Genomic DNA, 22219 nt, shown 5'->3' on the forward strand with positions numbered 1-22219 from the left:
ATTAAGACAATACGAGAGAGAGTTATGGCAATACGCGAGAATTTCACCTACAACGACATGGACTTGTGGCTGAATGAAAAACACGTTACCGAAATTGAATGCCTGGTGCCCGACCTGACCGGTGTAGCACGCGGCAAAATCCTCCCGCGCGGTAAATTCACCACCGAGCGCGGCATGCGTATTCCCGAAGCCGTGCTGGGCATGACGGTAACGGGTAACTACCCGACCGAAGATGACGCTTATGACCGCGCCATCTCCACCACCGACCGCGACATGATACTGCGTGCCGACCCGACCACCATCACCATGGTGCCATGGGCCACCGACCCGACCGCGCAGGTAATCCACGATTGCTACTTCGCCGATGGCCGTCTGGTGGACTTCGCACCGCGTTCGGTACTGCGCCGCGTGCTGAAACTGTATGAAGACCGCGGCTGGAAGCCTGTGGTAGCGCCGGAACTGGAGTTCTATCTGACGGCGAAAAACAGCGATCCCGATCTGCCACTGCGCCCGCCGGTCGGCCGTAGCGGCCGTGCCGAAACCAGCCGTCAGGTGTACAGCATCGACGCGGTGAACGAATTCGATCCGCTGTTCGAAGACATCTATGATTACTGCGACATGATGAATCTGGACGTCGACACGCTGATTCACGAAATCGGCGCCGGCCAGATGGAAATCAACTTCCTGCATGGCGATCCGCTGGGTCTGGCCGACAAGGTGTTCTTCTTCAAGCGTACCCTGCGCGAAGCGGCGCTCAAGCACGATATGTACGCTACCTTCATGGCCAAGCCTATGGCCGGTGAACCCGGTTCTGCCATGCACGTGCACCAGAGCGTGGTCGACGTGAAGACGGGTAAAAATATCTTCAGCGCGGAAGATGGTTCTGCTGCACCGATCTTCAAACACTACATCGCCGGTCTGCAGCGCTACATGCCTTCGGCCATGGCGATTGTTGCGCCGTATGTGAATTCCTACCGCCGTCTGGTACGCCACACGGCTGCACCGATCAACATCCAGTGGGGCATGGATAACCGTACGGTCGGTTTCCGTGTGCCTGAATCGGGTGTGCAGGACCGTCGCGTAGAGAACCGGATTATCGGCGCCGACGCCAACCCGTATCTGGCACTGGCTGTCACGCTGGCCTGCGGTTACCTCGGTATGACCGAGCAGCTGGAGCCAACGCCGATGACGGTCAACAGTGCCTACGATCTGAAAGTGGAACTGCCGCAGGGTCTGCCGGAAGCGCTGCAATTGCTGCGTAACGAGGACAAGCTGCGTTCCGTGCTGGGCGAACGTTTCATCGATGTGTATGCGGCGATCAAGGATCTGGAACACCAGGAATTCATGACGGTGATCAGTCCATGGGAACGCGAACACCTGTTGCTGCACGTCTGATTTAATCCTTTACAGAGTAGGGACTTAACATGGCTAACAATCCTCTGGCGCCTAGCGCCGCATTCGTCGCGTCTGTCAAAAGTGTCGCGGCTCAGGAAGTGGTGGACACTGCAGCAATCCAGCAGCTCGATACGGCGCACTATATGCACCCGTTCACCGACCATAAAGCGCTCGGTGAAAAGGGTGCGCGGGTGATGGTGCGCGGCGACGGCATCTATCTGTGGGACTCGGAAGGCAAGAAGATCGTTGATGGTATGTCGGGCCTGTGGTGCGTGAACGTGGGCTATGGCCGCACCAGCATTTCCAACGCGGTGTACCAGCAGATGGAGACGCTGCCGTTCTATAACAGCTTCTTCAACACCACCAATGTGCCGGCCGTGAAGCTGGCGACCAAACTGGCAGAGATTGCGCCGGCCGGTTTCAACCATGTGTTCTTTACCGGTTCCGGTTCGGAAGGCAACGACACCAATGTGCGTATGGTGCGCCGCTACTGGGATGTGCTGGGCCACAAGGACAAGCACACCATCATCAGCCGCCACAACGCCTACCACGGCAGCACCATGGCCGGTGCTTCGCTGGGCGGCATGGAAGGCATGCATGCGCAGGGCGGCCTGCCGATTCCGGGCATCGTGCACATCGGTCAGCCCAACTATCTGGAATCGGGCCGCGGCATGACGGAAGACGAATTCGGCATCGAGGCCGCATCGTGGCTGGAAAAGAAAATCCTCGAAGTCGGCGTGGAGAAAGTCGCGGCCTTCATCGGCGAGCCAGTGCAGGGCGCTGGTGGGGTGATCATTCCGCCTAAAACCTACTGGCCGGAGATCCAGCGCATCTGCGATAAATACGGCATTCTGCTGATCGCCGATGAAGTGATCTGCGGCTTCGGTCGGCTCGGTAGCTGGTTCGCATCGGACCTGTTCGGCATCAAGCCGGACTTGATCACTTTCGCCAAAGGCGTGACCTCGGGCTATGTGCCGCTTGGTGGTGTGCTGGTCGGTGATCGCGTGGCCAAAGTGCTGATCGAACAGGGCGGCGAGTTCAATCACGGCTTTACTTACTCGGGCCATCCGGTGGCCTGTGCGGCGGCGCTGGAAAACATCCGCATCATCGAAGATGAAAAGCTGGTGCAGCGTGTCGCAAATGAGACGGGCCCTTACCTGAACAAGCGTTTTGCCGAACTGGCCGATCATCCTCTGGTAGGCTATGCCAACAGCTGCGGTTTTGTGGCCGGCCTCAATCTGGTGCGCAAAAAGGCCGCCGTGGTGCACGATCATGAAGCGTTCGACGAATCACTGGCTGTAGGCATGGTATGTCGCGGCTATATGTTCAACAACGGCATGATCATGCGTGCCGTGGGCGATCGCATGATCATCGCGCCACCACTGGTCATGACAACGGCGCAGATAGATGAAATGATTGCGCTGATCCGTCATTGTCTGGATCTGACGTATGCCGATGTCAAACAGCGCGGCTGGGTATAGTTTTTGCTGAAGGTAGATACGAAGTTTAGTAGCACGGTTTTTTTCTAAGCGTATTCTCAACAGATCGAAAGAGGAAAATAATAATGACACCGAATCCAGCACTAAAGCATCGAATGTCCCGCGGGCTAGCCAGCCTGATTTCTGCAGCCGCCCTGACCGCAGCAGTCGCGCTTCCTGCCGCTGCCCAGCAGGAAGAAAAAGTCCTGAACATCTACAACTGGTCGGACTACATCGCCGAAGACACCATCAAGAACTTTGAAAAGGAAACCGGCATCAAGGTCCGTTACGACCTGTTCGACAGTAACGAAGTCCTGCACGCCAAACTGGCGGCAGGTAAGACCGGCTACGACATCGTGGTACCGTCGTCCAACTGGGCGAGGCTGCAGATCGATGGCGGCCTGCTGCGCGAACTGGATAAGAGCAAGCTGCCGAATCTGTCCAATATGGACCCGCAGCTGCAGGCGCTGATCGGCAAGCTCGATCCGGGCAACAAACATCTGGTAGTCTGGCTGTGGGGCTTCACCACGCTGGGCATCAACGTGGACAAGGTCAAGGCCGCACTGGGCGGCATGCCCATGCCGGAAAATGCCTGGGATCTGATCTTCGATCCGAAATATGTCTCGAAACTGAAGTCCTGCGGCGTCTCCGTGCTCGATTCGCCTTCCGAAATTCTGCCGCCTGCCCTGCAGTACATTAACAAGCCTGCTTTCTCGAAGAACGCTTCCGACTACCAGGATGCCGGCCGTCTGCTGCAATCGATCCGTCCTTACATCACCCTGTTCTCCTCGTCCGGCTACATCAACGACCTGGCCAATGGGTCGCTGTGCCTGTCGCTGGGCTGGTCCGGTGACATCAACATCGCCCGTCAGCGCGCCATCGACGCCAAGAACGGCAACAACATCGTCGCGCTGGTTCCCAAGACCACCGCCACCCTGCTGTTCGATACCATGGCCATCCCGACCGATGCGCCACACCCGAACAATGCTCACCTGTGGATCAACTACATCACCCGTCCTGAGGTGCACGCCAGTCTGACCAACAAGGTGTTCTACGCCAATCCGAATGCGGCTGCGCTCAAGTTCGTGAAGAAGGAGCTGGCCGAGAACAAGACCATCTATCTGTCCGACGAAGACAAGAAGCGTATGACGGTGCCAGAGCCTTACAGCTCCGATACCCGCCGCGTGATGACGCGCGTTTATACCAAGTTCAAAACCGGCCTTTGATCGACTTAACGGGCACCCGGCATGGCCCGGGTGCGGCCGCCGCATGTCCGTTTGATTTTTTGACTGCTCTATCATGAATAAAGCTTCTATTGCTACGTCGGTACGAGACGCCGACCAGCCGTTTCTGGCGATCCGGAATCTGGTGAAGTCGTTCGACGGCGTACGCGCTGTGGATGACATCTCGGTCAACATCAACAAAGGCGAAATCTTTGCCCTGCTTGGTAGCTCCGGCTGCGGTAAGTCGACCCTGCTGCGCATGCTGGCCGGTTTTGAAACCCCGACTTCGGGCCAGATCCTGCTGGGCGGACAGAACATCGTCAGCGTGCCGCCGTATCAGCGCCCGATCAACATGATGTTCCAGTCGTATGCGCTGTTCCCGCACCTGACGGTGTGGGACAACGTGGCCTTTGGTCTGCGCCGCGACGGTATGCCGGAAGACCAGGTGGCCGAGCGTGTGAAGAAGATGCTCGATCTGGTGCAACTGGCCAAATATGGCCGGCGCAAGCCGCACCAGCTTTCCGGCGGCCAGCAACAGCGCGTGGCGCTGGCACGCAGCCTGGCCAAGCGTCCGCAGTTGCTGCTGCTGGATGAACCGCTCGGCGCACTCGATAAAAAATTGCGCGAGCAGACCCAGATGGAACTGGTCAGCATCATCGAAGAAGTGGGCGTGACCTGCGTGATGGTGACGCACGATCAGGATGAAGCCATGAGCATGGCCACCCGTATCGCCATCATGAGCGAGGGGCGCATCCTGCAGGTGGGGGCGCCGGACGAAATCTACGAGACCCCGAACTGCCGCTTCGTGGCTGACTTTATCGGCAGCGTGAATATGTTCGAAGGCCGCGTGGTGGTGGATCAGCCGGACCACGTGATTGTCGAATCACCCGAGGGCAAGCATTACATCAACCACGGCATTACCGGCACCATGGGCATGGAAGTGGCCATTGCCGTGCGTCCGGAGAAAATCTGCATCCAGCTCGATGCACCGACCGACCAGCAGCGCGCCAGTCTGGCCGAGCAGGGCTACAACCAGGCTTCCGGCGTGATTACGGCGCTGGCCTACTTCGGCAACGAAACCCGCTACCACGTACGGCTCGATAGCGGCATGGATCTGCGCGTCTCGCGTACCAATGCGGCGCGCCACCAGACCACTACGCTGGAACGCGATATGCGCGTGCATGCGTGGTGGGATGGTTCCGATATCGTGGCACTGACCAGCTGAGTGACGCCATGAAAAAAGCTATCACCCATGCTTTGAGTCTGCGCTGGATTACGGGACGGCGGGTCGTTATCGCCGTGCCTTTCCTGTGGCTGACCTTTGCCTTCCTCGTGCCGTTCCTGATCGTGATGCGCATCAGCTTCACGGAATCGGATGGCGGCAATCCGTTCGGCACCCTGATGACCATGGTCGACGGGGTGATCACGCTCAAGGTCAAGATCTCCAACTACCTGTTCATCGCGCAGGACGACCTGTATGTGATGACCTATCTGAGTTCGCTCAAGTTCGCCGCCATCACCACGGTGCTTTGCCTGATCATCGGCTACCCGTTTGCCTACTTCATGGCCCGTTCGCGTACCACCCTGCGTCCCGTGCTGATGATGATGGTGATGCTGCCGTTCTGGACCTCCTTCCTGCTGCGTATCTATGCATGGAAGGGCATCCTCGCCAACAACGGCATCCTCAATCACATCCTGATGAGCATGGGCGTGATCAGCGAGCCGCTGCACCTGATGAACACCCAGTTTTCGCTGATCATCGGCATGGTGTATGCCTATCTGCCGTTCATGATCCTGCCGCTGTACGCCAATCTGGTGAAGATGGATATCCGCTTCCTCGAAGCGGCCGCCGATCTCGGTGCCACGCCGGTGCAGACGTTCTGGCGCATCACCGTGCCGCTATCCAAGTCCGGCATCATTGCCGGTTCCATGCTGGTGTTCATCCCGGCCGTGGGCGAGTACGTGATTCCTGAACTGCTGGGTGGTCCGGAAACGCTGATGATAGGCCACGTGCTGTGGGATGAATTCTTCACCAATAACGACTGGCCGATGGCCTCGTCGGTGACGGTGGTGGTGATTCTGCTGATTCTTGTGCCGATGGCGATCTTTAACAAATACAAAGCCGAACAGGAGGCCCGCTAATGAGTGGAAACTGGTTACAGCGCTGGTTCGGGCGCGGCTGGCTGGCTATGGGCTATCTGTTCCTCTACCTGCCTATCATCGTACTGGTCGTATTCTCGTTTAACAGCTCGCGGCAGGACATGATCTGGAGCGGCTTCTCGACGCGCTGGTACACGGAACTGCTGAACGACACGGAGATCATCAGCGGCTTCTGGCTGTCGATCCGCATCGCCGTGCTGACGGCCTGCGCGTCCGTAGTACTGGGTACGTTCGCCGCGTTTGTGCTGAACCGCTACCAGCGCTTCTATGGTCGCACGCTGTTCTCGGGCATGGTCAGCGCACCGCTGGTTATGCCGGAAGTGATTATCGGCCTGTCGCTGCTGCTGATGCTGGTGTCGGTGCAGAAGCTGTTCGGCTTCCCTGAGCGTGGCCTCACCACCATCTGGCTGGGGCATACGCTGCTGGGCATGGCCTATGCGGCTGTGGTGGTGCAATCGCGTCTGCAGGAGATGAGCAAGTCGCTGGAAGAAGCGGCCATGGATTTAGGCTGCAAGCCCCATCAGGTGTTCTTCCTCGTCACGCTGCCGAATATCACGCAGGCGCTCGGTTCGGCGTGGCTGCTGACTTTCACCCTGTCGCTGGACGATGTGGTGCTGTCGGCCTTCCTGTCCGGCCCCGGCTCGTCCACCATGCCGATCGTGATTTTCTCGCGCGCCCGTCTGGGCCTCGATCCACGGGTGAACGCTGTAGCAGCATTAACGATATTGGTAGTTTCCATCGGTGTGGTTGCTTCGAGTTTGTACATGGCGCGTGCCGAGCGCCTGCGGCAGAAACAGATTTCCGCTGCCTTCAAAGCAGATAACGAGTAACGCTTACAACAATCATAAGGAGTAGCTATGCACATACTGAAGAAAGTCGTACTGGCACTGGCCGTTGCTTACCCAGCGATTGCTGGCGCACAGACCAATAAGGAGCTGAAGGCCGAACTCGAAGCGCTGAAAAATCAGGTCAAGCGGCTGGAAGCCCTGATCGAGAAGACCGGCGCACAGGCCCAGCAGGCCAGCACGCAGGCGGTACAGGCCAGCACACAGGCAGCGCAGGCTAGCACCCAGGCTGCCGAGGTGAGCGCCAAGGTAGCGCAGGTAGCCGATAACGGTGTTGATCCGGCCGAGTTCAATCGCATCCGCATCAAGACCGAAGCGATGGAAGACGCCACCGAAGCCAATGGCTTCAAGGGCGTGAAGATTTCCGGTTATATTGATCCGACCTATATGTATAACCGCAATGCGAAGACGTCGAGCTTCGTATTCCTGAACAATAACAGCGCGGTGAATGGCTCGACCGAGACCTTCGGCTACGACAATACCTTCTTCGGCAGCGGCATGCTGAACTTCGAGAAGGAACTGGAAGGCGGTACCAAGGTCAAACTGACCATGATGCCTAGTAAGAGCGCGGGTGCTGGCTACAACTTCGGCAATCTGGTGCATGAAGCCACGCTGGTGGTGCCGCTGGGTGACCTGAACACCCGCTTGATCGCCGGTCAGTGGGCTGACTGGACGGGTTACGAGCTGATTCCATCGAACCAGAACAAGCTGATTACCCACAACCTGCTGTTCGACTTCTCGGCGGCTAACTTCTACACGGGCGCCGGTATGGAGTTCGTCAACGGCCAGTGGGACACCAAGGTATTGGTGGGTAACCTGAACCGTTCGCGCATCGATACGGGCAAGCGTGAAACGCCGGGCCTGTTCTACCGCGTCGACTACGCCAAGGGCGAGTTCAATGGCTTCGGCTTCTCCGGCATCCACGCCGGCTTTGACGATCACGACCAGTTCGGCCGCCTCGACCTGATGGAAGTGGATGGCTACTTCACCCGGGGTGACTGGAACGTGCAGGGCCAGTTGTCGTATGGCCGCCAGAAAGCTACTAGCAGCAATGCCTACAGCGGCAACGGCACCCACTGGTTCGGTTTGTCCGGCCTGGCTTCGTACAAGATCACGCCACGATTCGAAACCATTGCCCGCTTCGACTACATCAACAACCGCAGCAATGGCGGCGGCGTATTCGGCTCCACCTTTGGCGGCACTTGCAAAGACATTACGGGCGCCGATGCCAATTGCCCGGATGGCCGCAACGGCTTCGGTTCCAGCATGATGTTCGATGGCAGCAGCTGGGTGGTCTCCGATCCTACGCAGGGTACGCGCCGTTACGCCCTGTCGCTGGGTGTGAACTATGCGCTGATGCCCGGTGTGAACGTGAAGGGCGAATACCGCTACGACCGTTCGTCCGGCAATGTGTTCAAGACGTTTGATGAAAACTACCGCAAAGACAACCACGTGCTGGGTGTTTCGACGGTGGTCAGTTTCTAAAAAAGAGAGTAGTGGAGGCGAAGATGACAGCAACATCGTGGCATGAGCGTGCAGCACAACTGGAAATCGATGGCCGCGCCGTAATCGGCGGCCAGCGGGTATGGGCTGTGGCCGGACAGCAGTTCGAAAATCTATCGCCGATAGATGGACGCAAGCTGGGTATGGTGGCACGCTGCGATGCTGCCGATGTTGATGTCGCCGTCGCCGTGGCGCGCGCTGCGTTTGAAGACCGGCGCTGGGCGGGTAAGTCGCCTGCGCAGCGCAAGCGTGTGCTGATCAAGTTTGCCGATCTGGTACAGCAGCACGGTGCCGAACTGGCGCTGCTGGAAACGCTGGATATGGGCAAGCCTATCAAGTACAGCCAGAGCGTGGACGTGGGCGCGACGGCCAACTGCCTGCGCTGGTATGGCGAAGCGATCGACAAAGTGTATGACGAAATCGCGCCGACGGCCGATAACAGTCTGGCCCTGATTACGCGCGAGCCGGTGGGTGTGGTGGCTGCCATCGTGCCATGGAACTACCCGATGATCATGGCGGCGTGGAAGATCGCGCCGGCACTGGCAGCGGGTAATAGCGTAGTGCTCAAGCCGTCGGAGAAATCGCCGCTGACGGCCCTGCGTCTGGCTGATATTGCACTGGAAGCCGGCATACCGGCCGGGGTATTCAATGTGCTGCCCGGTTATGGCCACGAGGCCGGTGCGGCGCTGGCGCAGCACATGGATGTGGACTGCATAGGCTTTACGGGGTCCACCCGTGTGGGCAAGCAGATCATGCAGATGGCTGGCCAGTCCAACCTGAAACGGGCGTGGACGGAGCTGGGCGGTAAATCGGCCAACATCGTCTGTGCCGATTGCCCCGATCTGGATGCGGCCGTGGCAGCAGCCATCGGTTCCATCTATTTCAATCAGGGCGAAAGCTGCAATGCGCCTTCGCGCCTGTTCGTGGAAGCCTCTATCAAGGATCAGTTCATCGAAAAGGCGCTGGCCATGATGCCGAGCTATCAGCCCGGCGATCCGCTCGATGAAGCCACCGTGATGGGCGCGATAGTCGATGCGACCCAGATGAAGACAGTGCTCGGCTATATCGAGGCTGGCAAGGCTGATGGTGCCCGTCTGCTGTCGGGCGGCCAGCAGTCGCGTACGGCCAGCGGTGGCTACTTCGTCGAGCCTACGCTGTTCGATGGCGTGAGCAGCGAGATGAAAATCGCCAGAGAAGAAATCTTTGGCCCTGTGCTGTCGGTGCTGAGCTTTACCGACCTGCAGGATGCCATCAAACAGGCGAATGCGACCTCCTACGGTCTGCAGGCTGCCGTGTGGACGGCCGACCTGTCCAAAGCCATCCAGACGGCGCGTGCGCTGCGTGCCGGTACGGTGCACGTCAACCAGTACGACGGCGACGATATCACCGTGCCGTTCGGCGGTTACAAGCAGTCGGGCAATGGTCGCGACAAGTCGCTGCACGCCTTCGATAAATATACCGAGCTGAAAACCACCTGGATACAGATCGGCTGAGAGTTCCCATGAATCGCACCACTTCGACTACCCGTTCCGTCACCGAGCAGCAGCGTGAGCTGGCCGCGCAAGGCATCAAATATGTCTTCGCCCAGTTCACCGATATCCATGGCGCAGCCAAAGGCAAGCTGATACCGCTGGCCTACCTGGCCGATATCGTGGCGCCCGGTGCGGGCTTTTCTGGGCCGTCGATCTGGGGCACGGGGCTGCCGCGCAACGGCGCCCGTTCCGAATACTATGGCCGTGCCGATCTGGCCACGCTGCAGCCTATGCCGTGGATGCCCGGCTATGCACGGGTGGCGCTCGACGGCTATGTGGCGGGCGAAGCTTTCGATGCCTGCCCGCGGCAGGTGCTGCGCAAGCAGGTGGCGCGGCTGGCGCAATATGGCTGGACCCTGAACGCTGGTCTGGAACCGGAATTCTTCCTGCTCGAGAAAGGCGCCAAGGGCTACGATGCAGAATCCGGCGATACGCTGGAAAAGCCTTCGTACGATAGCAAGAGCCTGATGCGCAAGCGCGATTTCCTCGACCAGCTCAGCACAGGGCTGGATCAGTGCGGGCTGGGTGTATTCCAGATCGACCACGAGGATGCCACTGGCCAGTTCGAAGTCAACTACCGCTATGCCGATGCGCTCAAGGCGGCCGATAACTTCATGCTGTTCAAGATGGCGGCGCACCACCTGGCGGAAGAGCAGGGCATGCTGTTTTCCATGATGCCCAAGCCGTTTGCCGACCGCCCCGGTAGCGGGCTGCATTTTCACTTGTCACTGGCCGATGCGAGCGGCAAGCCGCTGTTCGCGCTGGGCGCTGGTGAAGCGGAGCAGGGGGAACATGGGCTAGGCCTGTCGCCTCTGGCCTATCAGTTCATGGCAGGGCTGCTGCGCCATGCGCCAGCGCTGACGGCGCTGTGCGCGCCGACGGTGAACTCCTACAAGCGTTTGATGTGCGGCGAATCGCTGTCCGGCACCAGCTGGGCGCCAGCGTTTATCGGCTACGGCGAGAATAACCGCACGGTGGTGGCGCGGGTGGTGTACCAGCGTATCGAATGGCGGTTGCCTGATAGCTCGGCCAATCCCTATCTCGCGCTGGCTGGTGTGATTGCCGCAGGTCTCGATGGTATCGAGAACCATCTGGCCGCAAGTGCGCCGGTCAATCAAGATGTGTACGAAATGACGGCCGCGCAGCGTGCCGAACTGGGGTTGCAGATGCTGCCACAGAATCTGGGTGCAGCCGTCGCTGCGCTCAAGGCTGATACGGTGCTGGCCGACGCGCTGGGCACCAGTCTGGTCAAGGAATTTACCACGCTGAAGCAGGCGGAATGGCTGGAATATTGCCAGCACGTGAGTGCGTGGGAAACCGCCCGATATCTGGATCGATACTGACATGCTCCTGAAAAGAGAAGTGCACCTGACGCAGAACTCTTATTACGAGGCTAGCGTCTCCCGACCCACGCCTGAAGCTTCGCTAGCAGGCGCGATACGCGCCGATGTCTGCGTGGTGGGCGCCGGTCTGGCCGGACTTTCCGCTGCGCTGGAACTGCGCCAGCGCGGCTTCACTGTCGCGCTGCTGGAAGCCAAGACGGTAGGCTGGGGTGCCTCGGGCCGTAACGGCGGGCAGCTGATCGCCGGCTATGCCAGCGATGATGCGATCGAGTCGCAACTTGATGCAGCGGCCGCGCGCGAGGCGTGGCAGGTGACGGTGGATGCACTGGCGCTGGTGCGTCAGCGGATTGCCGACCACCAGATCGATTGCGACTTTGTGCCCGGTTATATGAGCCTAGCCGTGAATGCGCGCAAGGCGCGCGAACTGGCCGGCTACAGCGAGCAGCTGATGCAGCGTTACGGCTATGCCGTGCAGCCGATTGCGCCTGCTGACGTAGGCAACTGGATCGCCAGCGACCGCTTCCACTCGGGTGTGTATGATCCGCAGTCCGGCCATCTGCATCCGCTCAAATACACGCTGGGGATAGCAGCGGCGGCCCGTGCGGCCGGGGTGCAGATTTATGAGAATTCGCCAGTACACAAGGTGCACCGCGCAAACCGCCCCGTGGTGCATACGGAGCAGGGTAGCGTAACTTGTGATTTCGTCGTCATGGCCGGCAATGTGTACCTGAACGAGTATGGCAATGCGGTAGCGCCGGAACTGGCACCGCGCATCATGCCGGTCGGGACGTACATCATCGCGACAGAACAGATGGCGCCGGAACGGGCGGCGGAACTGATACGCCATCGCGCTGCCGTCTGCGATACCAATTTCGTGCTTGACTACTTTCGCCCGACGGCCGACCACCGCATGCTGTTCGGCGGGCGCGTGAGCTATAGCGGAGCGACGCCGCTGAATCTGGCCGGTTCCATGCGCCAGCGCATGCTGTCCGTGTTCCCGCAACTGTCCGATCTGGCCGTGCCGTATGCGTGGGGTGGCTTTGTCGACATCACCATGAATCGCGGCCCCGACTTCGGCCGGCTCGATCCGAATATATACTATCTGCAGGGCTTCTCCGGCCACGGTCTGGCCCTGACAGGCATGGCGGGCCAGCTCGCTGCACAGGCGATAGCCGGGCAGGCCAGCCGTTTCGATCTACTGGCGCGTCTGCGCCACCACAACTTCCCCGGCGGCGCAGCGTTGCGCACACCGGCCCTCGTACTAGGCATGCTGTATCACAGGATTAAAGATTTGATGTAACTAATTGATGTAACGACGGGAGACGTAAAATGGAGCAGGTCATGATGGATTTTCTGCGTGAACGTAATATTCACGAAGTAGAGTGTGTGATAGCTGACATGACCGGCATTGCACGCGGAAAAATACTCCCCAAGGACCTGTTCCTGAGCGAAGGCGAAATGCGTTTGCCCAAGAGCGTGTTACTGAATACGGTGAACGGCGAACAGCCCAACAACCTGCCGTATGTAGGGGCGACTGATCCCGACATGATCTGCAAGCCTGATCTGGCCACACTGCGGCAGGTGCCGTGGGCGGCCGAGAATGTGGCGCTGGTGATTCACGACTGCCAGAATTTCGATGGCTCGCCGGTCGGCCTGTCGCCACGCGCTGTGCTGCGCCGTGTGCTGGCGCTGTACGCAGCGCGCGGCTGGCAACCCGTGGTGGCGCCGGAGATGGAATTCTATCTGGTGGCGCGCAGCAGCAATCCCCATGAACCGCTGGCACCCCCGCTGGGCCGCAGCGGCAAGCCGGAGTCCGGCCGCCAGTCGTATTCCATCGATGCGGTGAATGACTTCGACCCCTTCTTCCTCGAACTGTCTACCTTCTGCAAGCAGCATGATCTGGGTGTGGAAACGCTGATTCACGAAGCCGGTGCCGGGCAGATGGAAATCAACTTCACCCATGGGGAGGCGCTGGAACTGGCGGATCGCGTGTTCCTGTTCAAGCGCGCCGTGCGCGAGACGGCACTGCGCCACGGTATCTTTGCCACCTTCATGGCCAAACCCATGGAGACCGAACCGGGTAGTGCCATGCACATCCACCAGAGCGTGCTGGATAAGGCTGGCAACAACATCTTCAGCACGGAGACGGGTGAAGCCAGCCCGCTGTTCTTCAACTATATCGCGGGGCTGGAACGTTATACCTCGGCGGCCACGCTGCTGCTGGCCCCCCATGTGAATTCCTACCGCCGCCTGTCACGCTTCATGTCGGCGCCGACCAATGTGCACTGGGGTTATGACAACCGCACCTGCGGCATCCGTGTGCCGAACTCCAACCCGCGCAACCGGCGTGTGGAGAATCGCGTGCCCGGGGTGGACGTGAACCCGTATCTGGCCATGGCGGCCACGCTGGCCTGCGGCTATCTCGGCATGCTGGAAGGCTTGCAGCCGTCCGAACCTACCTACGGCAGCGCCGAGCATGTGCACGATCAGCTACCGCGCAATCTGGAAGACGCCATCATGCGTCTGCGCGAGTGCAAGCCGCTCAGCGAAATACTGGGCGAACTGTTCGTACAGGCTTTCTGCGAGGTGAAAGAACTGGAGTTTGCCACCTACAGCCGCGTGATCAGTTCGTGGGAACGCGAACATCTGATGCTGCTGGTGTGAGGAGAGCACCATGCACACACCCCGCACAGGTCTGAACTGGCAGCGCGCACAGGCGCTCGCCGCTAGTGAACGTGCCAGCTATATGGCACGCAATCCCGTCTCGGCAGGGCTGGCACAGCAGGCCGGCGAGCACATGCTGTTCGGTGTGCCCATGCACTGGATGAATGACTGGTCCACACCGTTTGCGCTGACTGTGGCCGAAGCTAACGGCGCACGCTTCCGCGATGCGGACGGCCATGAATACACGGATTTCTGCCTCGGCGATACGGGCGCCATGTTTGGCCATGCGCCGCCTGCCGTAGCGCAGGCGACTGCGCGCCAGTCGGCCCGCGGCTATACGGCCATGCTGCCATCGGAAGATGCCGCACCCGTGGCGGCCGAACTGGCACGCCGCTTCGGCCTGCCGTACTGGCAGTTTGCCCTGTCCGCATCGGATGCCAACCGCTTCGTGCTGCGCTGGTTGCGTGCGGCTACGGGGCGTAGCAAGATACTGGTGTTTAACGGCTGCTACCACGGCACGGTGGATGACGTGTTTGTCGATCTGGTGGATGGTGTGGCGACCCAGCGTGACAGTCTGCTGGGGCAGGTCTACTCGCTGACCGAGCAGACGGTGGTGGTGGAGTTTAACGATCTGGCTGCGCTGGAAGCTGCGCTGGCTAAGGGCGATGTGGCCTGCGTGCTGGCGGAACCCGTGATGACGAATATCGGCATGGTGCTGCCGCAGCCCGGTTACTGGGAGGCGGCACAGGAAATCATCCGCCGCCATGGCAGCCTGCTGGTGATTGATGAAACCCATACCATCAGCAGCGGGCCCGGTGGTTATGCACGGGCACATGGCATTGCAGCCGATGCGCTGGTGGTGGGCAAGCCGGTCGGCGGTGGCATACCGTGCGCCGTGTATGGCATGACGGCGGCGCTGGCAGTACGGGTGGAGCAGGCCAAACGTACTGCACCGGCAGGGCATTCCGGCGTGGGCACGACGCTGAGCGCGAATATGTTTGCCATGGCCGCCATGCGCGCCAATCTGGAACAGGTGATGACGCCTGCGGCCTATGACTATATGTTTGCGCTGGCTGCACAGTTGGCCGATGGTCTGCGCGGCGTGATTGCGCGCCATGGTCTGCCGTGGTGCGTGACACAGGTGGGGGCGCGTACGGAGTTCCAGTTCTGTCCTGTGCCGCCAGTGAATGGTACGCAGGCGCAGGCCATACTCGATAGTGAACTGGAACACATCATTCACCTGTATCTGCTGAACCGCGGGCTGCTGATTACGCCGTTCCACAATATGCTGCTGGTGTGTCCGTCGACGACGGGCGACGATGTGCAGCGGCTGGTGGCGGCGTTCGGGGAGTGTGTGCAGGCGTTGCTGTAGCTCGCACTGCGCTTTGAAAAGTGAGTGACCAGCTAGAGCGGATTAGATGCCTCTAGCTGGCTTTAGAGTGCTTTAGAGCGACTTAGAAACAGTGTTCCAGCGCTGGGAAGCTACCGTCCTTGACGGCGCTGACATAGGCGCTGATGGCTGCATCGATGCTGGTCTGGCCGTCCATGAAGTTTTTCACGAAGCGCGCTTTGCGGCCCGGGAACACGCCCAGCAGATCGTGCATGACCAGCACCTGACCGGAACAATCCGGACCGGCACCGATGCCGATGGTAGGAATGGCCAGCAGGTCGGTGGTTTCCTTGCCCAGCGTGGAAGGAATAGCTTCCAGTACCAGCAGCGTGGCGCCAGCCGCCTGCAGCGCCAGCGCGTCGGCTTTCAGCAGATCGGCGCTTTCCAGCGTTTTGCCCTGTACCTTGTAGCCACCTAGCTGGTGCACCGATTGCGGCGTCAGGCCGAGGTGGGCGCAGACAGGAACGGAACGCTCGGTGAGGAAGCGCACCGTTTCGGCCAGCCATGCGCCGCCTTCCAGTTTGACCATGTGGGCGCCCGCGCGCATCAGTTTCACGGCATTGTCGAACGCTGCCTGCGGGGTGGCGTAGCTGCCGAAGGGCATATCGGCCAGCACCAGTGCGGACTTGCTGCCGCGTGCAACGGCGGCCGTGTGGTAGGCCACTTCTTCGACCGTGACCGGCAGGGTGGAGCTGTGGCCATTGCAGACCATGCCCAGCGAATCGCCGATCAGCAGCACTTCCACGCCGCAGCGATCCATCAGGGCAGCGAAGCTGGCGTCGTAGCAGGTCAGCATGGTGATCTTTTCGCCATTGGCACGCAGTTGGGCTAGCGTCGGACCGGTGATAGCTTTGACGGCCGCCGTTTTGGCCGGTGCAGGCGTCGCGCTGGCGGCAGGCTTCTGGCTCGCAGCCATTTCGTTTCCTTGCAGGTAAGCAGACATGGTAATCCTTTAAAGATGTGCTGACCGCGATAGTGTAGTCCTAACTGCTATCGCGCGCTGTAAAGTCAAGAGATCAGGTGATCTGGTCTATGCGCTGATCGGCCACGGCGGCAGCGTAATCCTGTGCTGCACCGAGGCCGGGAATATGGATGGCTGGCGCCAGTTCCAGCAGGGGCACCAGTACAAAGGCCCGCTCGGTAATGCGCGGGTGCGGCACGGTCAGCGTGGGTGTATCGATACGGGCATTGGCGTACAGCAGCAGATCGAGGTCCAGCGTGCGCGGCGCGTTGCGGTAGGGGCGCTCGCGGCCATGGGCCTGTTCGATGCCGTGCAGAGCTGCCAGCAGCTCGGCCGCGCCCAGCGTGGTGCTGATGCGGGCCACGGCGTTGATGTAGTCGTCGCCACCGGCGTCTATCGGTGCCGTGCGGTACAGCGAGGATGCCGCCATCAGCGTGCAGCCGGGCAGCGCTTGCAGGCGGCGCAAGGCGTCTTCCACCTGCGCACGCGCGTCGCCCAGATTGGCGCCTATGCCGATGTAGGCAATGGCGAAGGGCAGGCCGCCCTGTTCAGCCATGTTATGGATACTCATGATGCGGCAGCAGCTTAATCGTGCTCGCCGTGGCTGCCGTCGCCAACAGCATTGCTGCCGCCTTCAGCGCCTTCGCCGCCTTTGCCAGAACGGTTACGGCCGCCGCGACGGGGACCGCGCTTGCGTTTGGCGCCGCCGCTGCTAGCCGGCTGGCTGGCCGCCGTGATCAGCTGTTCGCGCTCGGCTTCGTCGCCCTCGTAGAAGGCGGTCCACCACTCGCCGATCTCGGCGTCGATTTCACCCGAAGCGCAGCGCAGCAGCAGGAAGTCGTAGCCGGCGCGGAAGCGCAGGTGTTCCAGCAGCTTGTATGGGGCTTTGCCGACGCGACGCTCGAAGCGTGGCTGCATGGCCCAGATGTCGCGCATGTCGGAACCGATCTTGCGCTGTAGTGCCAGTTTTTCCGTCTGCGATTCCAGCACATCGTCGGCCGCCAGATGCAGCGCAGGAATGGTCTGCTCGCCCGAGGCGCGGTAGGCTTCCCATTTTTCCAGTACCTGATGCCACAGCAGTGACGCAAACAGGAAGCCCGGCGATGCCGTCTTGCCGGCGTGGATGCGGGCATCGGTGGAATCCAGTGCCAGCGTGACGAACTTGGCGCCCAGCGGCTGCTCCAGCACTACGTCCAGCAGCGGCAGCAGGCCATGGTGCAGGCCCTGGGTGCGCAGTTGCTGCAGGCAGGCCAGTGCATGGCCGCTCATCAGCAGCTTGAGCATTTCGTCGAAGATGCGCGCGGCCGGCACGTTGTTGATCAGCGGTGCCATCACCTTGATCGGTGCGCCCGTATGCGGCTCGATGTCGAATTTCAGTTTGGCGGCAAAGCGCACCACGCGCAGCATGCGCACAGGGTCTTCGCGGTAGCGGGTTTCCGGCTGGCCGATGATGCGCAGCATTTTGGCGCGGATGTCGGCGATACCGCCGTGGTAATCGAGTACCTGCTGGTTGGCAGGGTTGTAGTACATGGCGTTGATAGTGAAATCGCGCCGTGCCGCATCTTCGGCCTGACTGCCGAAGGTGTTATCGCGCAGCACGCGGCCATGTTCGTCTTTCGGTGCGTTGTCCGAACTGGTGCCGCGGAAGGTAGTCACTTCCAGCAGATCCTGACCGAACATCACGTGCACGATCTGGAAGCGCTTGCCGATGATGAAGGCGCGGCGGAATAGCTTGCGCACCTGCTCCGGCGTGGCATTGGTGGCGATGTCGAAGTCTTTCGGCTTCACGCCCAGCAGCAGGTCGCGCACGGCGCCGCCCACTACGAAGGCTTCGAAGCCGGCTTCCTGCAGCGTGCTGGTGACGCGTACGGCGTTGTTCGACAGCAGACGCGGATCGATACCATGGGCGTCCGGCCCCAGCACCACAGGGGCGCTGGTATCGCGTTCGGCTTTGCTCTTGGTGCCGAGGATTTTGCGGATCAGTTTCTTAATCATTGAATAGGTCGATATGTGGCCAGCCATGTTCGGCGGCATGCTGTTTGAGTTTGGCGTTCGGATTGGTGGCGACCGGATGGCTGACGATGGACATCAGTGGCAGATCGTTATGCGAATCGCTGTAGAAGTGCACCGTGCCGAAGTCCTCCAGCTGCTTGCCCATCTTGGCCAGCCATGCTTTGGTGTGGGTGACTTTGCCCGCGCCCTGGGTGGGTGTGCCGAGCAGTTTGCCGGTCAGATTGCCTTCGGCATCGGTTTCCGGCACGGCGGCAATCAGGTGCTCCACGCCCAGCGCCTTGGCGATAGGGGTGGTGACAAACTGGTTGGTGGCCGTGACGATGGCCAGCAGATCGCCCGCTTCGCGGTGCTTCTGCAGCAGGGCCAGCGCGCTTGGGCGGATCGCCGGCAGGATCACTTCGTTCATGTACTGCTCCTGCATCGCTGCCAGCCGCTCGCGCGGGAAGCTGGCCAGCGTGCCGAGCGAGAATTCCAGATATTCGACAGGATCGAGCGTGCCGGCCTGATACTGGGCGAAGAAGGCGTCGTTACGGCGGGCGAATTCGGCCGCATCGACAGCGCCTATGCGCACGAGGAACTGGCCCCACTCGTAGTCGGAGTCGATGGGCAGCAGGGTATGGTCGAGGTCAAATAAAGCGAGATTCATCATGCTTGGGCTTCCGCCTGCAACCACTCGCGCAGCAAGGGCAGAGTGATCGGGCGTTGGGTTTGTAGGGAATACTGGTCCAGCGAATCGAGCATGGTCGAAAGTGACCGCATGTCGCGCTGGAAGTGCGACAGCAAGTAGGGTATCACGCCCGGCGACAGGGTCAAGCCACGGGCGCTGGCAGCGGCACTCAGGGCGGCGGCCTTTTCGTCGTCGGTCAGTCCGTGTACCTGATAGATCAGGCCCCAGCCCATGCGGGTGCGCAGGTCTTCACGTACGGGCAGCACGGCCGGTGCTACCGCGCCGCTGCACACCATGTAGGCCGAGTTGGCGCGGATTTCGTTGAACAGGGCGAAGGCGTCGATCTGCGCCAGCGGCGAGAGCTTTTCGCAGTCGTCCAGCAGATACAGGTCGACTTCGGGCGAGTAGACGAATTCCGATTCGATCGAGAATGGCGAGATATAGCGCGCGCGCAGCTGGTCCGCCTCGCTGCCGGCGCTGGCCAGCGCCTTGAGCAGGTGGCTTTTGCCCACGCCCTCGTTGCCCCACAGGTAGGCGAAATGCTCGCGCGCGCTGCGGTCGGCGAACTGCCCCAGCAGCGCCACGGCTTCGGCGTTCTGTCCTACCTCGAAGGAGCTGAGGCTGTGCGCCGGGTCTGCGCCTAAATCGAGCACCAGCTGCTTCATGGCACCCGCCTGAATGTGATCATTTGCATAACGTTTTTCTGTTCCACGTCACGCATTATAGAAGCTGCTGCGCAGGTAGTGGCTGCGCAGGTGTTTAAAGGCCACCATCAGGATGGCGGAAGCGGGCAATGCCAGCAGCACGCCGACGAAGCCGAACAGCTGGCCGAAGGCCATCAGGGCGAAGATCACGGCCAGCGGATTGAGGCCGATACGCTCGCCGACGAGGCGTGGCGTGAGGAAGAAACCTTCGATCACCTGACCTGCACCGTAGATGATGGCCACGGCCACCATGCCACTCAGGTCGTTAAACTGCAGCACGGCCGAAATCAGCGCCAGTATCAGCCCCAGACCAAAGCCCAGATAGGGAATGAACACCAGCAGGCCCGTAATGATCCCCACCGGCAGCGCGACTTCGAAACCGGCGATGCCCAGCGCGGCCGAGTAGTACACGGCCAGTACCAGCATCACCAGCAGCTGGCCGCGCAGATACTGCGCCAGCAGGGCGTCGACTTCTTCGGCCATGGCCACGGTCGCGCCTATCCAGCGGCGCGGCACGCAGGCGGCGATACGGGCCAGCATGGCGTGCCAGTCCAGCAGCAGGTAGAACAGCACCACCGGAATCAGCACCAGCGTGGCCAGCCAGCCCAGTACGGCCGTGCCGCCGGTGCGGGCGGAATTGAGTATGGTGGTCCAGATTTCGTCGCCGCTGGTGGCCATCTGCTGCGACACCAGCTTCTTGATGCCTATGCTGTCGAGGCGGATTTTCACGCCCATTTCCTGCAGGCGAGGACCCAGCAAGTCGTTGATCTTGGCCAGAAACGCGGGGATCTGCGCCTGCATCAGGGGGATTTCCTTTTGCAGCACGGGCACCACGATCAGCACCAGCGTGGTGATGGCGGAGAAAAACAGCAGCATCACCAGCACCACGGCCAGTGCGCGCGGCGCCTGCCAGCGGTGCAGACGGACGCGGTGCAGCGCATCGACGCCGGGATTGAGCGCATAGGCGAAAATCGCGGCGGCGAGGAAGGGCGTGAGGATGGGGCCCAGTGTCACCAGCAGGAAGAAAAATGCCGCCCAGACCGCGAGCCAGAATGCTGTTTGCTTTTGCTCTAGCGTGAGGGGAAATGGCATGGAGTGTGATTTAGATAGTTAAAAACGGCTGTGGCGCTAGGCATTTTGCTAAAATAGCGGTCTTACCGGCTTGTCGCGCTGCTTTTTTGCGCATTTTCGTGCCATTTTGCTACGAAACAGGTCGCCGCCTTCTATTTTACCGCCTCCGCTGCGAAATACACCATGAGCCAAACTTCTAATGTTTCCCTGTCTTACCGTGATGCCGGCGTCGATATCGATGCAGGTGACGCTTTAGTCGAAGCGATCAAGCCATTTGCCAAGCGCACCCTGCGCGAAGGCGTGATGGGCGGCTTGGGTGGTTTCGGCGCCATGTTCGAAATTAGCAAGAAGTTCAAGGAGCCAGTGCTGGTTTCCGGTACCGACGGCGTGGGCACCAAGCTGAAACTGGCATTCGAACTGAATCGCCACGACACCGTGGGCATCGATCTGGTGGCCATGAGCGTCAACGACATTCTGGTACAGGGCGCCGAGCCACTGTTCTTCCTCGACTATTTCGCCTGCGGCAAACTGGATGTGGCCACCGCCACCGATGTGATCAAGGGCATCGCCCAGGGTTGCGAACAGGCTGGCTGCGCGCTGATCGGCGGCGAAACGGCTGAAATGCCGTCGATGTACCCGGCCGGTGAATACGACCTGGCCGGCTTCGCCGTGGGCGCGGTAGAAAAATCGCAGATCATCGACGGCACCAAGATCGTACCGGGCGACGTGGTACTGGGCCTGGCCTCGTCGGGCGTGCACTCGAACGGTTATTCGCTGGTGCGCAAGATCATCGAAGTGGCCAAGCCTGATCTGGAAGGCGACTTCCACGGCCGCAAACTGGCTGACGTGCTGATGCAGCCTACCCGCATCTACGTGAAGCCGCTGCTGGCGCTGATGGCTTCGATGGAAGTCAAAGGCATGGTGCATATCACCGGCGGTGGTCTGGTAGAAAACATCCCGCGCGTACTGCAGGACGGTCTGGTGGCCGAACTGGATGCGAAATCGTGGACCATGCCTCCGCTGTTCACCTGGCTGCAGCAGCATGGCGGCGTAGCCGACGCAGAAATGCACCGCGTATTCAACTGCGGCATCGGCATGACCGTGATCGTTTCGCAGGAAAACGCTGCCGCTGCCAAAGCCCAGCTGGAAGCGGCTGGCGAAACCGTCTACACCATCGGCCGCATCCGCGCCCGCGTGGGCGACGAGCACCAGACCATCGTGGTGTAAGTCTTTAGCATTGAATTAAAAAGCGCAGCCCCGTTTTGGGGCT

19 protein-coding genes are annotated in these 22219 nt (G+C 60.5%); 13 read left to right on the forward strand and 6 right to left on the reverse strand.

The annotated features are described in order from the left end of the window. Positions 1–24 precede the first annotated feature (24 nt). From GTP23_RS00980 to GTP23_RS01035, 12 genes are all read left to right on the forward strand, one after another. A complete protein-coding gene (locus tag GTP23_RS00980; protein ID WP_161033485.1) occupies positions 25–1395 on the forward strand; it encodes a glutamine synthetase family protein in 1371 nt (456 codons plus the stop codon). A gap of 29 nt (positions 1396–1424) precedes the next feature. Continuing rightward, entirely contained in the window at positions 1425–2876 is a 1452-nt protein-coding gene (locus GTP23_RS00985; RefSeq protein WP_161033486.1) for an aspartate aminotransferase family protein, read from the forward strand. 113 nt (positions 2877–2989) lie between these two features. Further along, positions 2990–4099: a polyamine ABC transporter substrate-binding protein gene (locus GTP23_RS00990; protein ID WP_161033487.1), complete on the forward strand. Its 1110-nt coding sequence runs from the start codon at positions 2990–2992 to the stop codon at positions 4097–4099. A 73-nt stretch (positions 4100–4172) separates the two neighbouring features. Continuing rightward, complete coding sequence (locus tag GTP23_RS00995) at positions 4173–5321, forward strand: ABC transporter ATP-binding protein (protein ID WP_161033488.1); 1149 nt, start codon at positions 4173–4175, stop codon at positions 5319–5321. 8 nt (positions 5322–5329) lie between these two features. After that, positions 5330–6238 (forward strand): ABC transporter permease subunit, encoded by a 909-nt coding sequence (locus GTP23_RS01000; RefSeq protein ID WP_161033489.1) that lies wholly within the window; start codon positions 5330–5332, stop codon positions 6236–6238. Further along, positions 6238–7086, forward strand: coding sequence for an ABC transporter permease (locus tag GTP23_RS01005; protein WP_161033490.1), 849 nt, complete (start codon positions 6238–6240; stop codon positions 7084–7086). Before GTP23_RS01000 ends, GTP23_RS01005 begins: the two co-directional genes overlap by 1 nt. 27 nt (positions 7087–7113) lie before the next feature. Beyond that, a complete protein-coding gene (locus GTP23_RS01010) occupies positions 7114–8586 on the forward strand; it encodes a DUF3138 family protein (protein ID WP_161033491.1) in 1473 nt (490 codons plus the stop codon). A gap of 23 nt (positions 8587–8609) precedes the next feature. Continuing rightward, positions 8610–10097 carry an aldehyde dehydrogenase gene (locus GTP23_RS01015; RefSeq protein ID WP_161033492.1) on the forward strand — a complete coding sequence of 496 codons (1488 nt, stop codon included), beginning with the start codon at positions 8610–8612 and terminating at the stop codon, positions 10095–10097. Between the two features lie 8 nt (positions 10098–10105). Next, positions 10106–11479, forward strand: coding sequence for a type III glutamate--ammonia ligase (glnT, locus tag GTP23_RS01020; RefSeq protein ID WP_161033493.1), 1374 nt, complete (start codon positions 10106–10108; stop codon positions 11477–11479). Between the two features lies 1 nt (position 11480). Then, positions 11481–12779 carry an NAD(P)/FAD-dependent oxidoreductase gene (locus tag GTP23_RS01025; protein ID WP_161033494.1) on the forward strand — a complete coding sequence of 433 codons (1299 nt, stop codon included), beginning with the start codon at positions 11481–11483 and terminating at the stop codon, positions 12777–12779. A gap of 29 nt (positions 12780–12808) precedes the next feature. Continuing rightward, positions 12809–14143: a glutamine synthetase family protein gene (locus tag GTP23_RS01030; RefSeq protein ID WP_161033495.1), complete on the forward strand. Its 1335-nt coding sequence runs from the start codon at positions 12809–12811 to the stop codon at positions 14141–14143. Positions 14144–14153: 10 nt separating this feature from the next. Then, positions 14154–15515: an aspartate aminotransferase family protein gene (locus GTP23_RS01035; RefSeq protein WP_161033496.1), complete on the forward strand. Its 1362-nt coding sequence runs from the start codon at positions 14154–14156 to the stop codon at positions 15513–15515. An 82-nt stretch (positions 15516–15597) separates the two neighbouring features. Here the strand turns inward: GTP23_RS01035 and panB are convergent, their stop codons facing one another. From panB to GTP23_RS01065, 6 genes are all read right to left on the reverse strand, one after another. Further along, complete coding sequence (gene panB / locus GTP23_RS01040; RefSeq protein WP_161033497.1) at positions 15598–16449, reverse strand: 3-methyl-2-oxobutanoate hydroxymethyltransferase; 852 nt, start codon at positions 16447–16449, stop codon at positions 15598–15600. Between the two features lie 100 nt (positions 16450–16549). Then, positions 16550–17065 carry a 2-amino-4-hydroxy-6-hydroxymethyldihydropteridine diphosphokinase gene (folK, locus tag GTP23_RS01045; RefSeq protein WP_161033498.1) on the reverse strand — a complete coding sequence of 172 codons (516 nt, stop codon included), beginning with the start codon at positions 17063–17065 and terminating at the stop codon, positions 16550–16552. Between the two features lie 14 nt (positions 17066–17079). Continuing rightward, a complete protein-coding gene (pcnB, locus tag GTP23_RS01050; RefSeq protein ID WP_161033499.1) occupies positions 17080–18489 on the reverse strand; it encodes a polynucleotide adenylyltransferase PcnB in 1410 nt (469 codons plus the stop codon). Then, a complete protein-coding gene (locus tag GTP23_RS01055; RefSeq protein WP_161034570.1) occupies positions 18482–19153 on the reverse strand; it encodes a histidinol-phosphatase in 672 nt (223 codons plus the stop codon). The genes pcnB and GTP23_RS01055 overlap by 8 nt, the downstream gene beginning before the upstream one ends. Next, positions 19153–19839, reverse strand: coding sequence for a DnaA regulatory inactivator Hda (gene hda / locus GTP23_RS01060; RefSeq protein WP_161033500.1), 687 nt, complete (start codon positions 19837–19839; stop codon positions 19153–19155). Before hda ends, GTP23_RS01055 begins: the two co-directional genes overlap by 1 nt. A gap of 48 nt (positions 19840–19887) precedes the next feature. Next, positions 19888–20970 carry an AI-2E family transporter gene (locus GTP23_RS01065; RefSeq protein ID WP_161033501.1) on the reverse strand — a complete coding sequence of 361 codons (1083 nt, stop codon included), beginning with the start codon at positions 20968–20970 and terminating at the stop codon, positions 19888–19890. Between the two features lie 162 nt (positions 20971–21132). Here GTP23_RS01065 and purM point away from each other — a divergent pair, with 162 nt between their 5' ends. After that, the gene (gene purM / locus GTP23_RS01070) at positions 21133–22176 is read left to right on the forward strand and encodes a phosphoribosylformylglycinamidine cyclo-ligase (RefSeq protein WP_161033502.1); all 1044 of its coding nucleotides are present in this window, start codon (positions 21133–21135) and stop codon (positions 22174–22176) included. The last annotated feature ends 43 nt before the right edge of the window (positions 22177–22219 follow it).

This window comes from Duganella fentianensis (assembly GCF_009857835.1).
Taxonomy (GTDB): Bacteria; Pseudomonadota; Gammaproteobacteria; order Burkholderiales; family Burkholderiaceae_D; genus Rugamonas; species Rugamonas fentianensis.